Genomic DNA, 26,287 nt, shown 5'->3' on the forward strand with positions numbered 1-26,287 from the left:
ATCCCTCCTACAATCTCAATTTTTGATAATTAACCAATCATCATCCCTTCACTGCTCCTAAAGATAACCCTTTCACGAAATACCGCTGTAAAAAGGGGTACAACACGACGATCGGTGCTGAGGCCAGCACGACGGTTGCCATTTGCGTAGAAATCGGCATGGGCAACGCTTCACCAGCGCTTAGCTGCGAGTAAATATCACTCTGTCCGATGAGCACGACCTGCCTCAGTAAGATTTGTAACGGCCACAGCGACGATTTGTTCAAATATAGAATCGCTGAGAAATATTGATTCCAGTTGCTCACCGCGTAAAATAACGTAAACGTGGCGAGCGATGGAACGGATAGCGGCAGCACAATTTTGAAAAAGATACCCAAATCATTACAGCCGTCAATGGTAGCTGACTCAATGATACTTTCATGAATCGATTCAAAAAATTCTCTCATCACCAATAAATTAAAGGCCGAAACGGCTGTTGGGATAACGAGCGCCCATAACGTATTCATCAGTCCTGTTGCTTTGACAATCAGATAGGTTGGAATCATTCCTCCGCTGAAAAGCATCGAGAACAACACCATAAAGAGAAGCATGCGTCTTCCGCTAAAGCGCTGTCTAGAACACACATAGGCCAGTAAAGACGTGACAGCGAGGTTAACAATTGTACCTACCACGGTAATCCACACCGTATTACGGAGGGACGTGAAGAACACGCCCGTGTTAAAGATGTAGTGGTAGGCTTTCCAATCGAGCTGCTTCGGCCAAAGGATAAAATTGCCTGAAACAATATCCGTTAAAGAGGCAAATGACATCGCGACAACGTTTACAATCGGCATTAGACACAAGAGCGTCAGCAGGGTCAAAATCACTATGACCGCCCAGTCCATTAGCCGATTGGTCAGATGGGACGTTCTCATTTTCTTGCTTTCCAAGCGTCATTCATTTCGGTTAATGCATCTTTCCCGCCTCTTGCTTTCCAATCTTCGAACAGTTGATCCAAGTAATCAACAGGCTTCTCACCTACGATGATTTTCACGATACCGTCAACGGAATTTTTATAGAGCTCTGCGCCTTTTTCCGCATAGGTTTTGGAGTATAGACCTACATCCTGTGACGAGTACGCTTTACCCTGCATCGCTTTCGTGAAGGAATCTTGTTTCAACTTTGTTGTCTCTGGCGTATCTGCGGAACTAAGAATCCATTCGCCTTCATTGGCATGATTCGTCAGTTGATATTTGTTTGGTCCTTCCGTTTTACCTAGATCAGTAACAACCTTCTGGCCATTTTCTGTTTTAAAATGAACGCCATCGACGCCCCATTTGAAGAAATTGGCCCCATCATCACCAATCTGATCGTCCAAGATTTTCAACATTTTCTCCAGCTTGCCCGTATCTTTCAACAGATCTTTGCTGAGTGCAAATACACCGAAGAAGCCAGCGCCTTTGACATATCCACCTTCGGACCCATCTGGACCTTTCAGTGGTGGAATCGCAATGAGGTCAAATTTCGGATCGGCTGCTCTCGCTTTCGCCAATCGCTCAGGTGTAAAGCCTGTATACCCCCAGTTGGATACCACGCCCGCTTTGCCAAGCAAGAAATCATCCTCAACCTGTTGATCCTTCTTAATCGCGAAATCCTTCGCAATGATGCCATCTTTATATAACTTCGCTAAATAGCCGATAGCTGTCTTGTTATTTGGTGCAAATTCACCTGGCACAATCCCGCCTTTGCCATCCTCAACCCAGCCTACGCTTGGGCCTGCTTTCATACTCGCCATGAGCCCAACGAATGGATAAGCACCGTTAACGCCTGCTCCGCTATTTACACCTGCTGCTAAACCGTAGGTATCTTCCTTGCCATTGCCATCTGGATCTTTCTCTTTAAAAGCCTTCATCACATCGTAGAGCTCATCGTACGTAGTCGGCACTTTCATATTCAATTTATCGAGCCAATCCTTACGTATGACCAATGTAGCTCCTGGAATCCCACGTAAGCGAGGAATACCGTAGATGTGGCCTTTATATTTGAGCGTATCCATGACATCTTTCGGCAGCTTCGCTAAATTCGGATATTTCGTTGCATCTGCGAGGTAAGATTCCAATGGAAGGAATTGATCGCTGCCAATCGCATTGAAATACACAGCATCCAAATATGGAAATAGAACGGTATCCGGAACATCGCCCGATGCTAATGTAACGCCCATCTTATTGTTGTACTCACCGGAAGCTACAGGCAAATAGTCGAACTCGATATTATAGCGTTCTTCAATGGCTTTCTTGCCCRTACTCGTATCTGGCGGCGCTGCACCGTACAAAATATTCATCGCACGAATTTTATATTTTTTCTCTACTTTAGGTGTTGCCGAAGCCTGCTGTGTGGATGTTGCCGGTGTGCTCGCACTTGTCTGTTCTTTATCTGTCCCGCTGCTGCATGCTGCAAGTAAAGACCCCATCATCATTACAGTTGTTCCCACGGTAATCACATTACGTAATTGTTTCATTCTGAAACCAGCCCTTCGCCTTTTATTTGTCTAGTACACGCCTTTTTCACCGAAAGTTCGAGCAATTTTGTTGGCTCCAACGATCAAGATCATGCCGACGATCCCTTTTAATAGTCCCACTGCGGTTGTAAAACTGAAATTCCCATTCACGACCCCCATACGATAAACGTAGGTATCGAGTACTTCCCCAACCTCCGAAACGGTCGAATTCAACATTAAGTACACTTGTTCAAAACCAACATCGAGCACAGTGCCCAGTCGGAGAATAAATAAGATGATGATGGTGGAGCGAATCCCCGGCAAGGTCACGTGGCCAATTTGTCTAAGCCTGCCTGCGCCATCTATTTTAGCTGCCTCATAGAGCTCCGGATCAATTCCCGTTAATGCGGCCAAGTAAATAATCGTTCCCCAACCGGATTCCTTCCAAATAACCTGCAGGACAAGCATACCTCGAAAGTTATCTTCATTGGAAAGAATATTGATCGGCTGCATGCCCCAGCTTGCAAGGAGGTGATTCACTTGCCCATCGCTTTGAAATAATAAATAGAAGATACCTGCCACAACAACCCATGATAAAAAATGCGGCAAATACAGCAGCGTTTGTACGATCTTTTTGAAAAATTCAAATTTAAGCTCATTTAACAGAATGGCTATTACGATCGGAACAGTGAAAGCGAATACAATTTGGTAAAAACTAATGATCACCGTGTTCATAAAATAGCGGCCAATTTCCGGTGAATCAAAGATCCGCTGAAAATTGTCCAGCCCCACCCAATCACTCTTGAGGAATCCTTTAGACGGGATGTACTTCTGAAAGGCAATCACGATCCCTAGCATCGGGATATACTTATAGAGTAAGAAATAAACGATACCAGGTAAAGCCATTAACCATAAATATCTTTCCTTAATGAGCCGATGCCACCCTGTCTGCTGGCGTACTTTCTTATGTGCCTCCATGCCCGTTCCCTTGCTCCTCTCCTATTTTCATTTGGCCCTCACCTCCTTGGGCCTAATATTATGCAGTACTCCATGCGATGACAATCAACTATTTTTACGCAAAAAAAGCATATGAAAAGAGGCCAATTCGGCTGGAATTAGCACTTGATAAACTTTTTTTGCACAGCGAAGCCTGTCCCTGTAAAAAGAGTGTACCTTCAATTTCCCTAGAGACGCGTCCGGATATGATATACTATTTTCAAAATATTCGAATCGTAACGCGACAAGGAGATTGGATATGGAACCTCAAACATGGCGCCGACTTACGCATTTCCTATCAATGAAAACGCCGGGCTGGAAATTAAAAAATCGGCTGCTCATTTCACTCATTCTTTTGTCCAGTATTCCAATTGCCATTATGGCATTATCTTCTTCCTTTATAAGTAATCGCATTATTAGTGATCAGACGGATCAGATGCACCAGGTTTTTCTGAATCAGGTTGAGAAAGAAATGAACAATCAATTTAAGAAGTTCGATGAACTCATGCTGCAATATACGTACGATAACTCGGCGCTCAGCCGCTTTACGCAAGAAGATTTAACTTACAAGAACTTTCAGTTGGTTAACGATCTGTATACGGTCTTAACCAATTTGCGCAGTGGGATGGAAAATGTCGTAGAAATTGATTTCTTCTCTAACACTTACAATAAAATTGCTACCTCTAGTGGCTTACTGCTCCAGCCTGATGAATTCCTTGATCCTATGGTTCTAGAAAAAGGTCATGCCTTAACCAAATATGGCAGCTGGATCGATACGCGAAATCATTTAAACACACGACTGGATCGACCGGTTATTACCTATATTAGACCGATAACGACGGCAGGCTCGAATGTGGTGAACAGTTTCTTTATCGTATATCTGGATGCTGCAACACTAAGCAGTCATTTGAAAGCGAATACGAATGATCCTGCGACTTATTTCGTAGTCAATTCTGCTGGAGATGCCGTCATGCACTCTGATCCCAAAAAGGTTGCCAGCCATATTGACTCAACAGGCTTTCTTTCCGAGTTGACCAACGGTAAAAACATGCCGAATTATCGTTTCACGATGAATATCGAAGGTAAGCCTTCATTAATTAACACCGTATATTCCGCTAATCGAGATTGGTATTATGTGTCCGTGCTCCCGACTGCTTTAGTAGCGAAAGAAACGAATCAACTGCGAAATATTTTATTCGGTGTCAGTATTGCCTTCATTTTATTAGCCATCATCATCGCTATCTTTACGTCCAAAAGCATTTACCAGCCTGTCCAGAAGCTTACGCAACGGGTATTTAAACAGCAAGATTCCACACAGGCCAAAGATGAAATTCATTTCATCACCGAACATATTCAAGACGTTGAGAAGCATAATGACATTTTGAAAAAAAACCTGGAGCAGTATCATGCCCATGTGGAGCAATACAGTCTCATGAGTCTCTTACTCGGCAATTCCAGCGTTACGACGCTTCAGCAGGACACTTTCCACCAGAAGCCCATCTGTTTGTTCCTCTTGGAAACGGATTCGTCCTTTCTGCAGTCACAATACTCTAAGAATGACCAGTTTCTTCTCTACTACGCAATCGAAAACATTGTGAATGAAATTCTAAGTGCCAAAGGCATCACACGGATCATGATGATCCAGCCTGGCCTATTTGCCATCCTTCATCAACCTGATCAAGCGGGGTCGCAGCAATCGCGCCTATACGCGAATGAGCTTCTTCAGGCGGTTCGTACGTATTTGAAATTAAATTTTGTGATTTCAGCGGGATATTCCGAGGCGGGATTGCACGGTATTCACGAGGTATTCCTACAAGCAAAGCATGCACTACGGTACAGCTTCTCCTTAGGTGCGAATCACGTCATCATTAGCGATGAGTTAGATCCCTCTGTTTCCGATCAGGCTGATGCCTTGGTAGAAGTGGAAAATCTTATTATGCAATCGCTGCATGTTTCGAACTATGGAGAGGCCCAAGATCTGTTTACTCAGATCATTCAACAGTTAAAAGATGACAGCTCATTGACGTCAGAGGTCCTGAAAACCTACTGTTCACAACTTCTAGGAGCGATGATTCATACGGTTGGGAAAGATTATCATACGGATACGGAAACTGTGAATATGAAGCATCTGACAATGGAATTGGAGCGTCAGCGTAACTTGCAGGAAATCGAAGCTTTTTTCCATAAGCACTTTTTCGATAAATTAATCGTTTCTCAGCCAGAGAAGTCCTCCTTTGAACGCCAGCAAGTTGAAGAGGTCGTCGCGTATATTCGTGCCCACTATGATCAGGACATTTCGCTGCAATTGTGCGCTGATCTTGTTGGTCTTAGCAGTTCACAGCTAAGCCGTTCCTTCAAAAAAATGATGGGCATTAATTTCGTTGACTACGTCATTCAATATCGAGTCGGTATTGCCAAGGAACTACTTGGCGATCCGAAGAATTCCATCCAAGCGGTTACGGATAAGCTGCGCTATACATCGGTCAATAGCTTTAACCGCATTTTCAAGAAAATCACCGGCACGACGCCTGGCAGTTATCGGAAGGATTCGCAGGAGCTGCGCCTGTAGGGAATAGGTTCCGTACCCTCCCCTTGTCGCAACTTGATCCATTCATACCCCATCTCGCCCACCCGACTTGTTGACTTCAAATAGGCGAAGTGATATACCTGTTAGGTACCATAAATTGCGGAATGTATGCAGTCCGTCTTCAGGAGGAACTTATGAATCATCATTTTTTTGCTTACTTATATCGTCTCAAATATATCGACCGCTGGAGCCTCATGTGGAACATGCGCCGCGAGAACGTAGCTGAGCATTCCTTCTATGTAGCTTCGATTGCGCATATGCTGTGCACCATCTCCAACGAAGTCTATGGTGGGAATGTCCCGACCGACCGCGTCGTCTCCATCGCTTTGTTCMACGATGCCTCCGAAGTGCTGACGGGTGACATCCCGCAGCCGGTGAAACATAACAACGAGCAAATTTTGCGGAATTTCCGTGAGATCGAAGACGTCGCCGTAGAACGACTGATCGGCACGATCCCACCAGCGCTCAGCAGCATTTATCGCGGCTTAATTCAAGATCCTGACCCCGAGCTCTATCGCTGGGTGAAGGCAGCTGATCTGATTGAAGCCTATATCAAATGCTTAACAGAGCTCTCTACCGGCAACCGTGAGTTTGTCGTTGCCAAACAACAAGTGCTCGACAGTTTGAAGAAGATGAACATGCCGGAAGTCGATTACTTCTTGGAGCATATGAGCGCCTCCTTCGAGAAAACGCTGGATGAAATCACGTTGGATATCGCGGATCCTAGCTAATCTCAGCCTCAAACTTGAATAACTGGAAAACCTCCCGCTAAATTCTCAATATCCAGCATATAATCGGATTTAGATGGATTTCATGTAGCTAATTTGCTCATTATTCAGCCATTTTGCCGATGTGCGCGAAATTAGCTGTACAAAATCCATCTATATCAAGAAACCCCTCAAAATTTGCACAATTAGCTGGAGAAAATCCATCTATGCTGCAGATCCAGCAACTAACTKGGCTTTGGCGTTCATCGAACATACACAAAAGAACCTCCTTTCCACTTGGAAAGGAGGTTCTTTACATCTCTAAGACTATGCCAAAATTTGAGGATTGGTCATAATCACAATAGCTAGGATAACCGCGATAGAACCGATCCAGCTGAATGTTTTAATTTTCGCAGCATCTGCTGCAGTACTTTTACCTGCTGCACTGTTCGCTCTCAATTTCTTGATGCGACCACCGATCATTCCTGTAACTGCTCCCACAATTACAAGTAAAACGATAGCAAGTGCCATCCACAAACCAGAGAAACTACCTTCGCTGACCATTGCTCCTCCAGAGATGAAGGTAACAATCAAAGAAAACTGGCCAATTCGATTGATCGTTGCCAATAGTCCCATGAAGCTTTCTTGTCCTGCGCCGGATAAGCTAGCAGCTCGTCCTACAATGAAAGGGAAAACAACATAAGATCCAAGCAATAAAGCACTAATTACGTGTAAAAAAAGCATAACATGTTGCACTGATTCTGGCATTGAGTCGACCTCCGCAAATTTAATTAGAATCGTTCTCTTTTAGTATACAGAATCGGAATGAGGGTAACAAGAAAGCGATGTCAAAATTCCTACAAATTCACCATATCTCCATAAAACTGTGACTAAATAAACAGAAAACAACCCCTGATCCCCCYGCGGAAGCATGCGAACATGGACTTGGAAAGACTTCCGTTGTCCATTCATGCGAAGGCTTCCGTGCAGGAAGCTGGCGTTGTTCTACCTTCGTGTAAATCTTATGGTCTTACGGCAGCGGCTCTGCTGCTACATTCGCAATCGTTACCGTTCCTCACAAAAAAAGGCCAGCCCCCTAAAAAACCTAGGAGACTGGCCTCTCATTTATTAACCTGCCACTACTTTAATGACGTTACGTACAGATTCAGCTGTTTTGTCCAAAGCTGATCTCTCAGCGTCTGTCAATTCGATGTCCATAATTTTCTCGATGCCATTAGCACCCAGAACCGTCAGAACACCCATGAACAGGTTGTCATAGCCGTACTCGCCTTCAAGCAGCGCGATTGTTGGAATGATTCGCTTCTTATCTTTCAGGATGGCTTCCGTCATCTGCACAAGTGAAGCCGCTGGTGCGTAGTATGCACTACCGTTACCAAGCAGGTTAACGATTTCGCCGCCGCCAGTACGTGTACGTTGAACGATGGCTTCGATGCGATCAGCTGATATCAGCTTCTCAATAGGCACCCCGCCAGCGTATGTGTAGCGCACGAGTGGTACCATGTCATCGCCATGTCCACCGATAACAACCCCCTTCACATCCTCAACGGATACGTTCAACTCTTGCGAGATAAACGTTAGATAACGGGCTGTATCAAGTACACCGGATTGACCGATAACGCGATTTTTCGGGAAACCTAGCGCCTGGTAAGCGACGTATGTCATCGCATCAACAGGGTTACTCAAAATGATCACGATGGAATCAGGAGCAACTTCCTTCACGTTCTCACAAACGGATTTCACGATACCCGCATTTGTGTTAACAAGATCGTCGCGGCTCATCCCTGGTTTTCGAGCGATCCCTGCTGTGATGATGACAATATCAGAACCAGTTGCATCCGCATAATTGGAAGTACCTGTGATTTGAGCGTCAAAGCCTTGCACTGGACCCGCCTCAAGCATGTCAAGTGCTTTGCCCTTTGTAGGGTTTTCTAATTGCGGGATATCAAGTAGAACAACGTCACCAAGTTCTTTTTGAGCTAGCATTAGAGCAGTAGTAGCACCTGTGAAACCCGCGCCAACAACGGTAATTTTATTACGACGAATAGCCATTTAAAATGTACCTCCTCATAATCTTTTGTCTAACTCAACGATAGGTACGAATTAAGCCATGTTTTTGATGATTTCGTTCGCGAACTCGGAGCACTTAATTTCTTTCGCGCCTTCCATCAAACGTGCGAAGTCATAAGTAACCGTTTTGTTGTTGATGGATGTTTCCAAGCCTTTGTAGATCAGCTCAGCAGCTTCCAACCAGCCAAGGTGCTCAAGCAACATAACGCCGGAAAGGATAACGGAACCTGGGTTAACAACGTCAAGACCAGCGTATTTAGGAGCTGTACCGTGAGTTGCTTCGAAGATTGCGTGACCAGTCAAGTAGTTGATGTTAGCTCCTGGAGCGATACCGATACCACCAACTTGTGCAGCAAGTGCATCAGACAGGTAGTCACCGTTCAAGTTCAATGTAGCGATTACGTCAAAATCAGTTGGACGTGTCAATACTTGTTGAAGCGCGATGTCTGCGATCGCATCTTTTACGATGATTTTACCAGCAGCTTCTGCATCTTTTTGTGCTTTGTTTGCAGCTTCTGCACCTTCTGCTTCTTTAATGCGATCGTATTGTGCCCATGTAAATGTTTTATCAGCATATTCACGCTCAGCCAACTCATAACCCCAGTTTTTGAACGCGCCTTCTGTGAACTTCATGATGTTACCTTTGTGAACCAATGTTAACGTTTTGCGGCCATGTTTGATTGCGTACTCGATAGCTGCGCGAACCAAACGCTCTGTACCTTCGGAGGATACTGGTTTAACACCGATACCTGAAGTTTCAGGGAAACGGATTTTGTTAACGCCCATTTCATTTTGCAAGAAGGAGATTACTTTCTTAACCGCTTCAGAACCAGCTTCCCACTCGATACCTGCATAGATATCTTCTGTGTTTTCACGGAAAATAACCATATCAACTAGCTCAGGACGTTTAACTGGGGATGGAACGCCATCGAAGTAACGAACTGGACGGGAACAAACGTAAAGATCAAGCTCTTGACGAAGTGCCACGTTCAAGGAACGGATACCGCCACCGATTGGTGTAGTTAGAGGTCCTTTGATGGACACGATGTATTCTTTCATAGCTGTTAACGTATCGTTAGGCAACCAGCTATTGAATTTGTTGAATGCTTTCTCACCAGCGTATACTTCGTACCAAGCGATTTTCTTCTCGCCTTTGTATGCTTTCTCAACTGCAGCATCTAGCACGCGTACGGAAGCTGCCCAGATGTCAGGACCTGTACCGTCACCCTCGATGAAAGGGATAATTGGGTTATTAGGGACTTGAAGTACACCATTTTCGATCGTAATTTTTTGTCCTTCTGTTGGTAGCTCGTAGTTTTCGAATTGTGGCATGATTAATAGTTCCTCCTCAAATTTGTATGAAAATGATTTCTTTTCTATATGCTGTGCATAGCTAGGCACACAAAAAGTGACGGGAGTTACAGTACTCCCCACCTGGGGCTCAGTACCAAACGCCCGCACCTTGAGCTTAAAGAACTAACAATTAGCGTTGGCCAATTGGGATATATTTTTGGTTAACTGGACCTGTGTACTCAGCGCGAGGACGGATCAAGCGATTGTTCTCGTACTGCTCAAGAATATGAGCTGCCCAACCGGAAGTACGGCTGATCGCGAAGATCGGCGTGAACAAGTCACGTGGGATTTCTAGCGTCGTGTATACGGATGCCGAGTAGAAGTCAACGTTTGGTTTCAAACCTTTAAGACCTGTTACCAACTCGTCTGCTTTAATGGACATTTCGTACCATTTCAGGTTGCCTGTCAATTTGCCAAGCTCATAGGACATTTTTTGCAAGTGCTTTGCACGAGGATCGCCGTTTTTGTAAACGCGGTGACCAAAGCCCATGATTTTGTCTTTGCGCTCTAATTTACCGTTAATGTAAGGAACAACATTCTCAACAGTACCGATCTCTTCAAGCATAACCATTACCGCTTCGTTAGCACCACCGTGAAGAGGTCCTTTGAGTGTGCCGATTGCGGAAGTAATACCAGAGTAGATATCTGTCAGTGTTGCAACAGTTACACGCGCAGCAAATGTGGATGCATTCAACTCGTGGTCAGCATGAAGTACCAATGCTTTGTCCAACGCTTCGATTGCAACTTTATCCGGCTCGTTACCTGTCAATTGGAACAAGAAGTTAGCAGCTACAGAAGAATATCCTGGGGAAGCTACTGGCTCTTTGCCTTCACGAATACGTGCGAAAGCCGCGATAATAGCAGGGATTTGCGCTTGCAATTTGATGGCTTTACGCACATTGGATTCCGAACTTGAATCATTTGCTTCGGCATCATACAGGGCAAGTGCAGAAACTGCTGTACGAAGCGCAGCCATGGAATTCACATCTTTCGGGAATGTTCGAATAAGATCAATTACCGCGTCTGGTACTTTGCTGTATGCGTTCAGGTCGCTTTGCAATTTCTCAAGCTCAGCTTGAGTAGGCAATTTACCGAACCAAAGTAAGTAAATAACTTCTTCAAAAGTCGCATTTTCTGCGAGGTCATCAATATCAATCCCGCGATACGTAAGCACACCATCTACAATGGAGCTGATCGACGAGGTTGTGGCTACAATTCCTTCTAAACCTTTGGTTGCAGACATGGGAATCTCTCCTTAGCTACTCTATTAGCATAATATTGCTGTTTTCTTCTCTTAATAATAAAGTATTTTACTTGGTAAGTGAACAAAATAGGTCATAGAAGTAAATTATCACTACCATAGAAATTCTTTTTGGCGGAATTTTCACACCATTTTTCGTACACAGGTTCCAAACACACGATACAAGTTTTTGTTAATTTCCTCGAATTATGCAGTGTGCGCGGAAAAATTTGTAGACCTTGTGCGAGATTGATACAATGTAAGGAATGATTCCGTGAATTAAGTTATAAAGGAGCGACACAATGAGCAACCTTGCAGCTAGGATTGGCATCATCGATATCGGATCCAACTCCATCCRACTTGTCATTTATGAAATAAATGCCCATGGAGCTTATCGCGTTGTAAGTGAGCATAAAGATTCCGCAAGACTTAGCGAACGCATGGGTCCTGATGGCATCTTACATAACAAAGATATTATTTCAATCGTTCCTATCTTAACCCACTATGCCAGGTTATGCCAGTCTCAATTTGTTACAACCGTTCGAGCTGTTGCTACTGCCGCAGTTCGTAACGCTGCCAACACGTCAGAAATCGTACGTATTCTCGAGGAACAAACAGGGCTCACGATTGAGGTTCTGAGCGGCTTCGAGGAGGCTCGGTATGGTTATTTAGGCGTCATTAACTCCATGGATATCCGCAATGGCATGATTATTGATATTGGTGGTGGAAGCACGGAAGTTTCTTTAGTAAAAGATCGGGAGTTAGTCCAAAGTGTCTCATTTCCTTTCGGTGCCGTGAATACTACGCGTCAATTTATGAAGGGCGCTAATTTAACGGATCAAGAGATGGCCGATATTCGCAAAATGGTACATGAGGCCATCGCTTCTCAGCCATGGATTATGCAATCCCCCAATCTTCCTATGGTTGGCCTAGGTGGGACGATCCGTACACTTGGCAAAATGAGCCGCAAGAGAAATAATTACCCGCTTCAACTTGCTCACAATTACGTCATGAAGCCAGGTGAGCTTCAAGAATTTTCGATACTTTTATCCACATTAACTATTGAAAAAAGGAAAAAAATCGATGGACTCGCCAAAGAACGAGTCGATATTATTATGCCTGGCCTGCTTATTCTAGAGACGATCTTCGAAGCCGCGAAATCCTCATCTTGCCTCATCAGTGGATCTGGCTTACGCGACGGACTTTTCTTTGAAACCTATAATCCGAAGCAACCGGTGAAAGCTAACGTATTGGAAGCCAGCATACAGAATACACTGACTCTCCACCCGAATGCAGCTGTCGCACATGTTCGGCATGTTGATACCTTAGCAATGCAACTGTACGATGCGCTAGCGCCATCGACAGATTTAGAAGCACGCGGCAGGCTGTTGCTGCACACAGCTGCTCTTTTGTACCGAATTGGTGTGAGCGTCCATTACTACCAGTACTTGAAGCACACCGAATATATGATTCAAGAAGCACATATTGACGGCCTCAGTCATCGGGAGATTGTCATCGCTTCGCTCATCGCCACATTCAAAACAAAAAATCGGACCCAGCAGCAGGCACTTGTTTACAAGGACCTATTACAGGAATCCGATGTTACCTTAATCATTAAGCTTGGTGCCGTCCTTAAGCTTGCCATGGCCATGGATGCCAGCGAGACACAACCCATCCATGCGGCCATCCGTATCCAACGCAATGATACTTCCATGAATCTTAATCTGCTTTGTGCGCACAACCCTTTCTTGGAACTCAAGGAGCTGAACACATTCACCAAAGATTTCGATAAAATCTGGGGCATTAAGCTTAAGATTCAAACCGAAGTCTTTTCCATGAAGTAATCCGCATCGCCTCGAACTGGCTCCGATAAGGGGTCAGTTCATTTTTTATGCGCGTATACATCCCATTGGGCATGAGCTCTCTCGCTTTGACATTATCATGGAGTGTCACGTTTAGAATTTGAATCATCATTTTCTTCATATCTCTGTCCAAAACCGGGCACATCAACTCAATTCGCCGGGTTAAATTACGCGTCATCCAATCTGCCGAAGACAGATAGACATCGACATGTCCCCCATTTTCGAAATAGTAAATCCGCGAATGTTCCAAGAATCGGTCTACAATACTCCGAACGGTAATATTCTCACTTAGTCCAGGCACACCTGGCCTCAAGCAGCAGACACCTCGAATGATGAGTTCGATCTTCACGCCAGCTTGCGACGCCGCGTATAACGCATCCACCATTTCTTGATTCGATAGGGAGTTCATTTTCGCAATAATCCGAGCTGGACGACCAGCCCTAGCATGCGCCGATTCACGTGCGATGAGCTCAAACAGCTTATCTTTCAAGTCCGTTGGCGCGACAGCGAAGGATTGCCAATCATGAGGGGCAGAATAGCCCGTAATTTCGTTGAAAAGCGCAGAAGCATCTTCTCCAATCACACTGTTGGATGTGAACAAGCCAACATCCGTATAGAGCCGCGCCGTACTGTCATTGTAGTTACCTGTTCCGACATGAACATAACGACGAAGCGTATGCTCTTCCTGACGAACGACAAGTGTGATTTTGGCATGCGTTTTGAGTCCAACTAGCCCGTAAACGACGTGGCAGCCTGATTTCTCCAGCATTCTCGCCCAAGCAATATTCCGCTCTTCATCGAACCTTGCCTTCAGTTCGACAACCACCGTCACTTGTTTACCGGATTCTGCTGCTCTAGCCAATGCCTGAATAATCGGCGATTTGCCACTCGCCCTGTATAAGGTCATCTTGATGGCTAATACGTGCGGATCATAAGCGGCATGGACGATAAAGTCCGTCACTGCGTCGAATGTCTCATATGGATGATGCACAAGTACATCTTTCGTTTTGAGAATATTGAAAAAGTCAGTTTCATCCTCAAACTCAACCGGGTATTTAGCCACCACGCGCGGGTAACGCAGATTTTCAAAGCCATTCAACGAACTTGCGAGCTTCATAAAATAAGTAATATCTAAAGGACCGTCGATTTCAAAAATTTGCTCTTCAATCTCAAACTCATCTTGCAATTGGGCAAGCGCGTAGGGATGAATCCCTTCTTGTACCTCTAACCTCACAGGAGAGCCCCAGCGTCTGCGTCTAAGCTCCTTTTCAATCTCTTCCAGTAAATCCTCCGCGCCTTCTTCGTTAAGCGTTAGATCCGCATTACGCGTGACACGGAAGCCATGTACAGAAATCGGTGTATACCCGCTGAATAGCGATTGAATGTGATGCTCAATGAGTTCCTCCAGCAGAATAAATTCTGTCTTTTTACTATTGGAACKGGTTGGAACAGGTATGCAGCGAGCTAAGTTACTAGGAATTTGGACGATTGCGAAATAAGGCTCCTCATCCAAGTCTTCGCCTTCGCGTACAAGTAAAACGGCCAAATATAACGACTGATTATGTACAAGTGGAAAAGGACGGCTCTGATCGACTGCCATCGGCGTCAATACAGGGAATATAATGTCATGATAGTAGGCATCCATAGCTTTTTTCTGAGACGTGTTTAGATCTTCATACTCGGTAAATACAATGCCTTCCTTCATCAAAAGCCGCGTCACTTCTCGATACGTCTTATACTGCTCTGTCACCATTTTCGCCGTGCGCTTCATAATGCGTTTGATGAGTCCTGCCGGTGTGTAGCCGGTGAAATCCTTTTTGGTATAGCCAGCCTTAATCTGATCCTTGAGTCCTGCGACACGAACACTCATGAATTCATCGAGGTTGCTCGATACGATCGACAGAAATTTCACACGCTCTAGCAGTGGTGTACTCGCATCCTGCGCTTCCTCAAGCACACGCCAATTGAACTCGATCCAGCTCAAATCACGATTTAAGTACTTGGTTGAAATCTCTTTGACTTCTTTGACTTCTTTGAGTTCTTTAACATCATTTAGTTCTGGTTCGCGCGCAATACTCATAAATCCTCCAGTATTTTTCCATTTTTAGTGACCTAATATCTTCATTGTACTATGCGTCTTAGGGAGGCGACAATCCAATTCCCTGTATTTCAATATATTAAGATTTTGTAAAGAACATGATATTTCCGTATTTATCCATGTTCATGTTACAATATAAATGACTTGAAACAAGGAGTGATTCCTACCATGGGTATCCTAAATCCGCGACTGGTTCACCAAATTTTCAGAGGCATATGGGTGGCCATAATTCTCTTCTTACTAGCTACTGCCTTTTACTATATCATTCCACTCATTTACCCTTTTATTTTTGGTTGGATTATCGCACTTATGCTCAATCCGCTTGTTAATTTCTTTCAATTCAAATTAAAACTGCCAAGATGGCTGGCTGTCTCGTTATCCATGCTCCTATTCTTAGGTGCGATGGTTACGATTATCACCTTACTTGTAGCTAATATTGTCGTGGAGCTTGGCTCCCTTGCGGATACGATTCAACTTCAGATCAACCGGTGGGTCGAGGAATTTAATGTATTCATTAATTCAGTCACTTTCCAGCAATGGATCGAACGCGTAAATGAGTTTTTTGAAAATAATCCGAAATATCAGGAGACTGTTAACACGAATCTCTCCTCCACAGCTGGTTCTATTGCCGACATTAGTAAATTGGTCATCACCTATACTTTTGCAGCACTCAAAGCTTTCCTGACTTCTCTGCCTAATATCGCGACGATCACGATCATCGTCATGTTGGCCACTTTTTTCATCAGTAAAGACTGGTACGGGCTCATCAAACGCTATAAGGGCATTTTCTCTGACGTGATTGTAAAAACGACCAAATTGATCCGCACGGATCTACAGAAAGCCTTGTTCGGCTATTTAAGAGCTCAGTTGATACTCGTTTCGCTCACTGCACTCGTCGTGATCATCGGCTTGCTAATTCTCCGTGTTGATTATGCAATTACCATCGGCTTATTAACTGGTTTAGCGGACCTGATGCCGTATCTGGGAACAGGTGCAGTGATGGTGCCATGGATCCTCTATGTTTTCTTCGCTCAAGGGAATATCATGCTGGGTATTGGGCTCAGTGTCCTGTATGGGGTTATTGTGATCGCGCGGCAAATTATGGAGCCCAAGGTATTAGCCTCCTCAGTTGGCCTAGATCCACTTGCTACACTTATTGCGATGTTCGTAGGGTTAAAACTATTCGGGCTGCTGGGACTCATCGTTGGACCTGTCTCCCTGATCCTAATAACCGCCTTCTATCGGGCAAGAATCTTCCATGATATTGCAGCATACATACACAAAGGCTCGGCACCTCCTGAATAAGAGGATGACCGAGCCTTTCGTTTACTCTTTGCTTATCTGCGATTGATGATGTGCATGTTGCCTTTGCCGATTTGCTTACGTATGATCGCCAGCAGTAATATTTTAAAAATCGGTCTTGTGTAAGGAAAGACGAGCAGGAAACCTAGAATATCCGTAATGAATCCCGGTGTAATGAGCAAAATTCCTCCAAGGAAAATACAAATCCCATCGAGGATTTGCTGCGCTGGCAGCTGCCCCTGTGACCACTCGAACTTCGCATACTCCATCACCTTGCGCCCTTCGCGCTTCGCAAAGTAAGCACCTAAGAAACCGCTCGCTATGATTAACAGGAAGGTCATCCAACCTCCGACCAGATGTCCAAGCATGATCAACATCGTAATTTCTACGGCAGGTACAAGAATAAAAATAGCGATAATCCATCGAAACATAGGTTTAGCCTCCGTCTTCAGTATACTTCGCAATAAGCTGCCACAATTCTGGCGCTTCCTTCTCTATACGTACGGGCCTCCAAGAAGGATTCACCCAAACATGACCAGTTGTTCCAGTCACCAGTAATTCTGCGGTGAGATCGTCGTTTATTCTCCGAATTTCATATGCGAATTGCAGCCGAACGCTGCTTGTTTGTGACACGCGTGTATAGATACCCACGAGATCATCGTATCGTGCTGGTTTTTTGAATTTGAGATCCGCTTCTGTAACGGGAAGCAAGAGTCCCATTTCTTCTATTTTACGATAGGGATAGCCTAGGGATCGTATAAGCTCTGTACGTCCGATTTCGAACCAAGTCAAATAATTGGCATGGTACACAACCCCCATTTGATCCGTCTCCTGATAACGCACACGCAGCTGTTGTTGATGCCACCGTTCCTGAGTCATGCTGATCCTCCCGATAACCATTGGTATCCTCATTATATCATAGGTAGGGCGCAGCTATAAATTTGGCGCTGCAGACGCAAAAAAAGAGTGAAGCAAGATCGTTCTCTCGCTTCACTCTTCCTTATTATTTCACTTACAGAACGCTCGCTTGACCTGAGTAGATAACGCCTACTTCTGGGTAAATGGAAACTTCTGTACCGTCTTTAATTAGTTCTACTGCATTTTCCACACCTACGATGACTGGAATTCCAAGGCTAAGTGCAACGACTGCCGCGTGAGACGTGATGCCGCCCACTTCGGTAATCAAGGCAGATGCTCTTTGAACAGCCGGCATGTACTCTTTATCTGTTGAAACTGTTACAAGCACAGCTCCGTCTACCATCTTCGCGTTAGCTTCTTCCGGTGTACGCGCCGTTACAACAGTACCTGTCGCCGTTTGCATTCCGATGCCTGTTCCTTTGGCAATCATCTCACCAACGTGATGAACCTTGATTAGGTTCGTCGTCCCAGAGCGGCCTACTGGCACGCCTGCTGTGATAACAACGATATCGCCAAGGGAAACGATACCTGTTTTGATGGAGCTCTCTACCGCTAGGTTGAATAGCTCATCCGTTGTTTTCGCTTCTACGCCCATCACAGGGATTACGCCCCAAACAAGGGATAAACGACGAATCACTTGCTCACTTGGTGTAACTGCAATAATCGGGGATTTCGGACGGTATTTGGATACCATACGTGCTGTATAGCCACTTTCTGTTGCCGTTAGAATCGCTTTCGCGCCTAACTCCAATGCAGAGTTCGCTACCGCTTGTGAGATCGCTTCTGTTACGGTTACTTGTTGCGCTTGCGCTTGACGAAGGAAAATTTCTTTATATTCCAAAGCCGCTTCTGCACGCTCAGCAATACGAGCCATCGTTTCAACGGATTCAACTGGATATTTCCCAGCAGCTGTCTCACCAGATAACATGACTGCATCTGTTCCGTCGAATACCGCATTCGCTACGTCACTTGCTTCCGCACGTGTAGGACGCGGGTTACGTTGCATGGAATCTAGCATCATTGTAGCGGTGATAACCGGTTTACCAACGATGTTACATTTTTTGATCATTTGCTTTTGAACAACGGGCACGTCCTCAGCAGGAATTTCAACACCAAGATCTCCACGAGCAACCATCAAACCGTCGGAAACTTCAAGAATTTCGTCAAGGTTGTCAACGCCTTCTTGGTTTTCGATTTTGGAGATGATTTGGATATGCGAAGCGTTGTGACGCTCCAACAATTCACGAATTTCCATGACATCACTTGCTTTACGAACAAAAGAAGCTGCGATGAAATCTACTCCTTGTTCGATACCGAACACGATATCATTCGCATCTTTTTCTGTGATACCTGGAAGGCTGATTTTCACGCCTGGTACGTTAACACCTTTTTTACTTTTGATCGTTCCGCCATTGACGATACGGCATTCGATCTCTGTTCCACGAATATCAACAACCGTAAGACCGATCAAACCATCATCGATCAGAATCGTTGAGCCGACTTTAACGTCACGCGGCAGATCCGAATACGTAACTGAGATACGGTCTGTATCCCCTAGAATTTCTTCGGTTGTCAAAATAATATGCTTGTCCTGAACAAGCTCAATTGGCTCTTCTTTTAGCTTACCTGTACGAATTTCCGGTCCTTTGGTATCCAGCAAAATAGCAGCTATTTTACCAGTCTCGGCGGATGCAGCGCGAAGGTTGCGGATACGGGCACCATGCTCTTCAAAATCTCCGTGGGAGAAGTTTAGACGAGCTACGTTCATGCCCGCTTCTAGAAGCTTTTTGAGATTCTCTTGTGATTCGCTTGCTGGTCCAATCGTACAGACAATTTTCGTTTTACGCATGGTTACTGTTACCCTCCTGAGTGAATGTGAACCGACCGATATCTCTAAATTTCCGGTAACGGTCCTCGAGCAGCTCCTGTTCGTTCAAACTTAGCAGTTGCTGAAGCTGTTCCCAGATCGCTGATTTAATATGTTCGGCTTGTGTTGCTAAATCTCGGTGAGCGCCGCCCTTGGGCTCCGGTATGATCCCATCGATGACACCGAGTTCAAGGATGTGATCAGCCGTAATTTTCATAGCTTCTGCCGCGTGTAATGCTTTAGAAGCATCTTTATAAAGAATCGAAGCTGCGCCTTCGGGACTAATAACCGAATAGATCGCGTTCTCCAACATTAACACCTTATTGCCTAAACCTAAGGCAAGAGCGCCGCCACTGCCGCCCTCTCCGATAACGATACAGATGATCGGCACACGAAAAGAGGCCATTTCCAGTAGATTTCTGGCAATCGCTTCTCCTTGACCGCGTTCTTCCGCAGCATTCCCAGGGAACGCCCCTTTGGTATCAATAAATGTCACAATAGGACGCTTAAACTTGTTAGCTTGACGCATCAAACGCAGCGCTTTACGGAACCCTTCCGGATGCGGACATCCGAAATTACGTGCGATATTGTCCTTCGTATCTTTCCCTTTTTGGTGACCAACAACCGTCACGGGTACTCCGTTCAGCTTTGCCAGTCCACCAACGATGGCTAGATCATCACCATATAAGCGGTCACCATGAAACTCGATGAAATCCGTAAAAATCGTGTTAATATAATCGATCGTCGTCGGTCTTTGCGGATGACGTGCTAATTGCATTTTCTCCGCAGACGTCATCGTTGTATACAGTTCATCTTCTAGTTGCGCATATCTTTCTTCCAAACGACGAATTTCCTCTGAAAAGTCGATTTGCTTCTCTGCCCCAAATTTACGCAGCTCTGCAATTTTGCTTTTTAGTTCCGCTAGTGGCTGTTCAAACGGCATTTCACCCGCCATAAGTCGCCTCCTCCTTCGTTCCGTGCATGTCGAGCAGCTTAATTAACGTCGGTCTCATATCCTTGCGGCAGACGACCTTGTCGAGCTGACCGTGCTCGAGATTGAATTCAGATGTTTGGAAATTATCTGGAAGCTTTTGCTTAATCGTTTGCTCGATAACACGACGGCCCGTAAAACCAAACGAAGCAGCCGGCTCTGCAATAATAATATCGCCAAGCATCGCAAAGCTCGCCGAAACCCCGCCGAACGTCGGATCTGTAATAATAGATATGAATAATCCGCCATCCTCACTGAGTCTGGACAATGCTGCACTCGTCTTGGCCATTTGCATAAGGCTAAGAATACTTTCTTGCATACGTGCGCCACCAGATGTGGAATAAATGAGAATCGGAAGCTTTTTCTCAATCGCAATTTCGACGGCTCTCGTCATTTTCTCACCGACAACGGAACCTAGCGAGCCTCCCATAAAATCGAAGCTCATCGCAGCAACGATAACCGGATATCCGCCAATTGTTCCTTGACCCGTCATAATCGCATCTTGAAGTTTCGTTGCGTTCTTGGCTTTGTCCAATTTCTCGACATAATCAGGAAACTGCAAGGGATCTTCGGAGATCATATCCGCATCAAATTCTACAAATTGACCTTCATCAAGCGTAAGTTGGATTCGTTCGGATGCACTTAAACGATAATGATAACCGCAAGACGTACACACTTTTAGATTCTTCTCAAGCTCTTTGCTTGTTTGAATCGTGCCACACTTCGGACATTTATTCATTAAACCCTCAGGAATATCCCTTTTCGTTCTCTCGGAAGGAATCGTTGCATATTTTCGCTTTTGAAATAAATCCTTTAGCACATTTCCACCTCTACTTGGCTATGATCTATATTCCCTGACAAGCCACGTTTCTTAGTTCTACTTTAACTATCTATGTAAAATAGAATTGAGCACTTCTTGTACTTCTTCCAGCTCCCCTTCGGGAACAACAATTTCAAACTGATTTTTGGATAAAGAGATGCCTCGTACCTGAACTAGAAAACCTTCTTCCGTCAGTCTCTGTTTAATCCGCTCTGCAATTTTCGCAGTAGGAGCTATATAGATCACCGTCCACATGAATAAACCTCCTATGACGTGCAACTACAACCACTAAGGCAAGTAAGCAATGACGATAATACATGCATAGGAACACACAATGCAATAATGATAGCATAATTCCACTTTTGCCCGCAACAGAGCACATCATGGAAACGAAAATAAACGACTACAACAGTCCGCTTTGGACGTGAGCGTTTATCTAGAAATATATCAGATTTATCGCGAGAAACCTATCATTTCTAAATGTAAAATAAAGCCTGAACTATTATGGCTTAGTCCAGACGGTGTTTAGAGCTATAATCAGGCGCATGCTCATTTTGGTGCGCGATTCTGGCTGAGGCTGCTGCCGCTAATCCACAAACTAAATCATCTAGAAACACATGTACAGCGCTGCGATCATCGTTTAAAGCGCGAATAATTCCTATTTTTTCCTTATCCAAATAGCCAAAGCTGGTTAAACCAATCATTCCATAAACATGAACAATCCCAAGAGCTAACGTCTCGTCTACCCCATAGAGAGGTTCATCCACTTCAAGAATCGATTGCAGCGGCTCTGGCAGCATTTTCTTCTCGGCTAATTCATCCAGTGCAATCCCTGTATAGAGGGTGTATTGCACTTCACGCTTGGAAAGTACTGCCATAACACTGTCTACACATTCTTGGGTCGTGAGTTGATCATTATACGGCTTCTGCAGCTTGTATACAATTTCTGAGACTTGATCCACGGACACGCCGCGTTTCTGGAGTAGCTGGATCATGTGTTGGTCGGTCATAAATCCTCCTCCTAGCAATGGGATGCTGATATGAATAAGAAAAGCCGGGTTCCTATTCATATGCGGAGGAAGCTATATTTACCACAAGAACCAGAATAGAATAACAACGATTTACCTTTTCTTAATTGCTCAGTAAAAACGTTCCAAGCACCTGAAAATTTATATTACTGTCGTTTCTGGAGATGAATTAGTCAATAAAACCGACTAACTCAGGCACTTCCAGTGCTACGTGAGATGAATTAGTCGATTAAACCAACTAATTCAGCCACTCCCAGTGCTTGGGGAGATGAATTAGTCGATGAAACCGACTAACTCAGGTTTAAAAATTTACTGATGCGGGTTCACTGAATGTTTACAAATTTTCTCATTTCACTCGGACGGAATCTTTGCCCATAATCGTCTCGATCATGCGCGTAAGATCCTTGTTCGGATCGACTCTGTACTGGTCACTCAAGGCCAAGAGCTTGTTGCTGCTTTCATAGAAAAGCGCAACCGCAAGCTGGCCCTTATGCAGCTTCAGCAGCGCCTTCAGCTGCAAGAGCTTATCCGGCTGCTCGCAGTCAGCCGTGATCTTGACGAACACGCGCTGCGGCTTCGCCTCAGCCGCAGCGACTGGCTCTGGGCGGCCCGCTGCCGGGGCCGCCTGCGGTGCTGGAGCGGCGCTGCGCGCGCCGCTCTGTGGGGCAGCCGGGCGCGGTGCACGATCCCTGACGTCGTCAGGGGATCGTCTGCCCCCAGGCTGCCGGCGAAGCCGCTGGACGGCCTCCGGGTCGTCCAGTGCGGCCAGCTGCTCCGCGAGCAGCTTGGGCGGGTCCTCGTCCTGAAGCTGCAGCTTCGCCCGGACGAGGACGAGTCTGCCCTTCTGCACGAGCGGAGCCGACTTCTTCCAGGTCTCGGGGAACAAGACCACCTCGACCTTATCAATGCGATCCTCCAGCTCCATGAACGCCATCGGGTCACCTTTTTTGGTGACGATCGTCTTGTTCGAGAGGATCATTCCGGCAACTAGGACATCGCTGTTATCTGGAAGCTCTGCTAATTGATGCAGCATCACAGCATCCAACTCTGCCAGCTGTTCCGCATAGGCATCCAGAGGATGACCAGAGATGTACATGCCGAGCAGCTCTTTCTCGAGCTCAAGCTGCTTGGATTGTGGCATTGGAGGGATATTCGGCACTTCCACCTCCCAGTTCGGTTCTTCAACGAATCCGAACAAGTGAAGCTGCAGGTCATCCCGTTCCTTGCGCCATTTCGTAGCGGAAGCGATGGTTTCATCGAGAATCGCGAGATGCTGGGCGCGGTGACCACCAAGCGAATCGAAGGCTCCGCCTTGAATAAGCGATTCAACGACTCTTTTATTAACTACGCGAAGGTCCACCCGTCGGCAGAAATCGAGCAAGCTCTCAAAAGGTGCTTTCTTTCTCTCGCTAAGAATAGCATCGATCGCTTGTGTTCCGACATTTTTGATGGCGGCCAAACCAAAACGGATAGCTCCAGCTTTCGAATCGGGCGTAAACACCGTTCCGCTGCCATTCACATCTGGAGGCAGGACCGCTAACTTCACTCGTCTACATTCGTCAACATACTCTGCAACTTTGCGATGATTCCCCATAACTGCGGTTAGCATCGATGCCATGAAGTAGATCGGATAATGCGCTTTAAGATAAGCCGTCTGGAAGGCAAGGACGCCATAGGCTGTTGCATGCGCACGCGGAAACCCGTAATCGGCAAAACGCACGATCATATCATACACATGGTTCGCCTCATCTGCGTTAAAACCTTGACGTAAACTTCCCGACACGAAATGTGTACGCTCTTCATCGAGGACTTCCCGCTTCTTTTTGGAAACAGCTCTACGCAGTAGATCCGCTTCTCCTAAGCTGAAGCCTGCCATGGACGAGGCAATTTGCATGATTTGCTCTTGATAAACGATGATGCCGTAAGTGTCCCGTAGAATGGGCTCAAGCGTTGGATGCGGATAAACAACCTCCACCTGTCCGTGCTTACCGGCTATATATTTCGGAATAAACTCCATCGGACCTGGACGATACAAGGCTAAGACGGAAATAATATCTTCAAATTCAGATGGCTTCAAGTCCTTGAGGACCTTGCGACAGCCGGTTGACTCCAATTGGAATACGCCGGTTGTTTCCCCTCTGCTAAGCATCTCATAAGTGATATCATCCGAATCCATATTCAGGAGATCGAAATTAATCTGAACCTCTTCCATTTGGGAAAGCCAATCGACTGTTCTTTCAATTATGGAAAGTGTCCGCAGACCTAAGAAATCCATCTTGAGAAGTCCAATCGCCTCTAAGTGCTCCATCGTATATTGCGTGAGTGCCGTCTGTGTCGTTCCTTCTTGTAAAGGCACGTAATGCGTCAGTGGCTCTCGCGAAATGACGACACCAGCAGCATGCGTTGAAGCATGGCGCGGCATCCCCTCAACTCGCATAGCCATCTCTAGCAGTTCTGCGGTCTTCGGTTGTCTGGCCACCATCCCTTTCAAATCTGAGCTAACCTGAAGTGCTTCCTTCAAAGTCATCCCAAGCTGATTCGGAATTGCTTTAGCTGCCCGATCCACATCCCCGTAAGGCACATTAAGGACACGCCCTACATCTCGTACTGCAGCCTTCGCCGCCATCGTTCCGAAGGTAATAATTTGGGCAACATGTTCATGACCATATTTGTCAACAACATAATCAATAACTTCATCCCGTCGTTCATCACTAAAATCAATATCGATATCCGGCATCGTTATCCGTTCCGGGTTCAAGAAACGTTCAAATAGCAGCTTATATTGCAACGGATCGACATTCGTAATGCGCAGCACATACGCTACTAAGCTTCCCGCGGAGGATCCCCGCCCTGGCCCTGTCATGATCCTTTTCTCATGTGCGAATCGAATAAAGTCCCACACAATTAAGAAATAATCCGAGAAGCCCATGTTCGCTATGACACCAAGCTCGTAAGAGAGTCGTTCCTCGGCTTGATGTCTCATGGGATGGCCTGCATCATGCCACTCTGGCTTGTTGCCGTAACGCTGCTCTAATCCTTGTCTGCACAGCTCTTCCAAATAAGCCCCYGCCGTTAAATGCTCAGGGATCGGACGGAAGCTTGGCAAAATCGACTTGCCGAACGTCAATTCTAATTCACAGCGTGAAGCTACTACAGCTGTATTCGATAGCGCTTCTGGCACATGGACGAATAAGCGTCGCATTTCCTCTTCACTTTTCAAATACATCTGACTCGTTCCCATCTTGAGCCGATCCGTGTCCTCTACCGTTTTGCCAGTGCCTATACAAATAAGAATATCCTGCATCACATGATCGGGCTCTGTTACATAATGCACATCATTCGTTGCGATTAAAGGAATCCCGGTTTCTTTGCTCAATTCAATCATGGAAACCATCACTTTTTTCTGCTCAATCATGCCGTGATCTTGAATTTCCAGAAGGAAATCGTCACCGAAAATGTCACGATAACGCTCTGCTGCTCGTCGGGCCTCGTCGTATCGGTTATGCAGCAAATGCTGGGAAACCTCACTCCCTAAGCAAGAACTGAGGCAAATTAAACCTTCCGAGTGCTGGGATAAATGCTCTAAATCAATACGCGGTTTATAGTGAAAGCCCTGTAGATGTGCAATCGACGTGAGCTTCATTAGGTTCTGATAACCTTTGAAATTTTTGGCAAGCAAAATAAGGTGATATATCGGCTGTTCCTGCCGAGTCCCTTTTTCACGAATGGAACTCGAAGTGAAGTAAACCTCACAGCCAATAATTGGTTTGATGCCCCGCTGTTTGCAAGCTTTGTAGAAAGCAATCGCCCCGTACATGACACCATGATCTGTCAGTGCCAAAGAAGTCATGCCGAGATTCGCCGCTTGTGCAACAAGCTCGTCCATCCGTGCCGCACCATCTAATAAGCTATATTCACTATGCACATGCAGATGTACAAACGAACTCATCCGCTG

The 26,287-nt window shown here is 45.6% G+C and carries 20 protein-coding genes; 4 read left to right on the forward strand and 16 right to left on the reverse strand.

Features of this window, described 5'->3' with window-relative positions; all coding sequences use genetic code 11:
• Window positions 1–40 precede the first annotated feature (40 nt).
• The 3 genes from AB4114_RS18505 to AB4114_RS18515 are packed head-to-tail and all read right to left on the reverse strand — an operon-like array spanning window position 41 to window position 3,453.
• The gene (locus AB4114_RS18505; RefSeq protein ID WP_171637862.1) at window positions 41–913 is read right to left on the reverse strand and encodes a carbohydrate ABC transporter permease; all 873 of its coding nucleotides are present in this window, start codon (window positions 911–913) and stop codon (window positions 41–43) included.
• Window positions 910–2,496, reverse strand: coding sequence for an extracellular solute-binding protein (locus tag AB4114_RS18510; protein WP_441989803.1), 1,587 nt, complete (start codon window positions 2,494–2,496; stop codon window positions 910–912). The genes AB4114_RS18505 and AB4114_RS18510 overlap by 4 nt, the downstream gene beginning before the upstream one ends.
• Before the next feature lie 30 nt (window positions 2,497–2,526).
• Complete coding sequence (locus tag AB4114_RS18515; RefSeq protein ID WP_441989804.1) at window positions 2,527–3,453, reverse strand: ABC transporter permease; 927 nt, start codon at window positions 3,451–3,453, stop codon at window positions 2,527–2,529.
• A gap of 277 nt (window positions 3,454–3,730) precedes the next feature.
• On the opposite strand from AB4114_RS18515, the gene AB4114_RS18520 reads away from it, so the two are divergent.
• Together AB4114_RS18520 and yfbR are read left to right on the forward strand one after the other, a co-directional pair.
• Window positions 3,731–6,040 (forward strand): helix-turn-helix domain-containing protein, encoded by a 2,310-nt coding sequence (locus AB4114_RS18520; protein WP_441989805.1) that lies wholly within the window; start codon window positions 3,731–3,733, stop codon window positions 6,038–6,040.
• 152 nt (window positions 6,041–6,192) lie between these two features.
• Window positions 6,193–6,789 carry a 5'-deoxynucleotidase gene (gene yfbR / locus AB4114_RS18525; protein ID WP_441989806.1) on the forward strand — a complete coding sequence of 199 codons (597 nt, stop codon included), beginning with the start codon at window positions 6,193–6,195 and terminating at the stop codon, window positions 6,787–6,789.
• A 303-nt stretch (window positions 6,790–7,092) separates the two neighbouring features.
• Here the strand turns inward: yfbR and AB4114_RS18530 are convergent, their stop codons facing one another.
• The 4 genes from AB4114_RS18530 to citZ form a co-directional block, all read right to left on the reverse strand.
• A complete protein-coding gene (locus tag AB4114_RS18530) occupies window positions 7,093–7,533 on the reverse strand; it encodes a hypothetical protein (RefSeq protein WP_441989807.1) in 441 nt (146 codons plus the stop codon).
• Window positions 7,534–7,893: 360 nt separating this feature from the next.
• Window positions 7,894–8,835: a malate dehydrogenase gene (gene mdh, locus AB4114_RS18535; protein ID WP_441989808.1), complete on the reverse strand. Its 942-nt coding sequence runs from the start codon at window positions 8,833–8,835 to the stop codon at window positions 7,894–7,896.
• A gap of 51 nt (window positions 8,836–8,886) precedes the next feature.
• Entirely contained in the window at window positions 8,887–10,185 is a 1,299-nt protein-coding gene (gene icd / locus AB4114_RS18540; protein ID WP_056624036.1) for an NADP-dependent isocitrate dehydrogenase, read from the reverse strand.
• A 151-nt stretch (window positions 10,186–10,336) separates the two neighbouring features.
• A complete protein-coding gene (gene citZ, locus AB4114_RS18545; RefSeq protein WP_441989809.1) occupies window positions 10,337–11,449 on the reverse strand; it encodes a citrate synthase in 1,113 nt (370 codons plus the stop codon).
• Window positions 11,450–11,748: 299 nt separating this feature from the next.
• Between citZ and AB4114_RS18550 the strand changes: the two genes are divergently transcribed.
• Window positions 11,749–13,290: a Ppx/GppA phosphatase family protein gene (locus AB4114_RS18550; RefSeq protein WP_441989810.1), complete on the forward strand. Its 1,542-nt coding sequence runs from the start codon at window positions 11,749–11,751 to the stop codon at window positions 13,288–13,290.
• Here the strand turns inward: AB4114_RS18550 and AB4114_RS18555 are convergent.
• Window positions 13,256–15,388 (reverse strand): RNA degradosome polyphosphate kinase, encoded by a 2,133-nt coding sequence (locus AB4114_RS18555; RefSeq protein ID WP_441989811.1) that lies wholly within the window; start codon window positions 15,386–15,388, stop codon window positions 13,256–13,258. The two genes, AB4114_RS18550 and AB4114_RS18555, sit on opposite strands and share 35 nt — an antisense overlap.
• Before the next feature lie 186 nt (window positions 15,389–15,574).
• Between AB4114_RS18555 and ytvI the strand changes: the two genes are divergently transcribed.
• Complete coding sequence (gene ytvI / locus AB4114_RS18560) at window positions 15,575–16,711, forward strand: sporulation integral membrane protein YtvI (protein WP_441989812.1); 1,137 nt, start codon at window positions 15,575–15,577, stop codon at window positions 16,709–16,711.
• A gap of 32 nt (window positions 16,712–16,743) precedes the next feature.
• On the opposite strand, the gene AB4114_RS18565 is transcribed toward ytvI, so the two are convergent.
• The 8 genes from AB4114_RS18565 to AB4114_RS18600 all read right to left on the reverse strand — a co-directional run bounded on the left by AB4114_RS18565 (window position 16,744) and on the right by AB4114_RS18600 (window position 26,281).
• Window positions 16,744–17,139 carry an FxsA family protein gene (locus AB4114_RS18565; protein WP_441989813.1) on the reverse strand — a complete coding sequence of 132 codons (396 nt, stop codon included), beginning with the start codon at window positions 17,137–17,139 and terminating at the stop codon, window positions 16,744–16,746.
• A gap of 4 nt (window positions 17,140–17,143) precedes the next feature.
• The gene (locus AB4114_RS18570) at window positions 17,144–17,587 is read right to left on the reverse strand and encodes an acyl-CoA thioesterase (protein WP_441989814.1); all 444 of its coding nucleotides are present in this window, start codon (window positions 17,585–17,587) and stop codon (window positions 17,144–17,146) included.
• 133 nt (window positions 17,588–17,720) lie between these two features.
• Window positions 17,721–19,475 (reverse strand): pyruvate kinase, encoded by a 1,755-nt coding sequence (pyk, locus tag AB4114_RS18575; RefSeq protein ID WP_441989815.1) that lies wholly within the window; start codon window positions 19,473–19,475, stop codon window positions 17,721–17,723.
• On the reverse strand, window positions 19,468–20,448 hold the full coding sequence (locus AB4114_RS18580; RefSeq protein ID WP_436237973.1) for an acetyl-CoA carboxylase carboxyltransferase subunit alpha: 981 nt from the start codon (window positions 20,446–20,448) through the stop codon (window positions 19,468–19,470). Before AB4114_RS18580 ends, pyk begins: the two co-directional genes overlap by 8 nt.
• Complete coding sequence (gene accD, locus AB4114_RS18585) at window positions 20,438–21,304, reverse strand: acetyl-CoA carboxylase, carboxyltransferase subunit beta (RefSeq protein ID WP_171637896.1); 867 nt, start codon at window positions 21,302–21,304, stop codon at window positions 20,438–20,440. The genes AB4114_RS18580 and accD overlap by 11 nt, the downstream gene beginning before the upstream one ends.
• A 66-nt stretch (window positions 21,305–21,370) precedes the next feature.
• Window positions 21,371–21,559 (reverse strand): hypothetical protein, encoded by a 189-nt coding sequence (locus AB4114_RS18590; RefSeq protein ID WP_028554922.1) that lies wholly within the window; start codon window positions 21,557–21,559, stop codon window positions 21,371–21,373.
• Between the two features lie 254 nt (window positions 21,560–21,813).
• Window positions 21,814–22,314 carry a phosphatidylglycerophosphatase A family protein gene (locus AB4114_RS18595; RefSeq protein ID WP_441989816.1) on the reverse strand — a complete coding sequence of 167 codons (501 nt, stop codon included), beginning with the start codon at window positions 22,312–22,314 and terminating at the stop codon, window positions 21,814–21,816.
• 364 nt (window positions 22,315–22,678) lie between these two features.
• On the reverse strand, window positions 22,679–26,281 hold the full coding sequence (locus tag AB4114_RS18600; RefSeq protein WP_441989817.1) for a DNA polymerase III subunit alpha: 3,603 nt from the start codon (window positions 26,279–26,281) through the stop codon (window positions 22,679–22,681).
• Window positions 26,282–26,287 lie beyond the last annotated feature (6 nt).

The sequence above is a fragment of the Paenibacillus sp. 2RAB27 genome, assembly GCF_052115445.1.
Taxonomy (GTDB): domain Bacteria; phylum Bacillota; class Bacilli; order Paenibacillales; family NBRC-103111; genus Paenibacillus_E.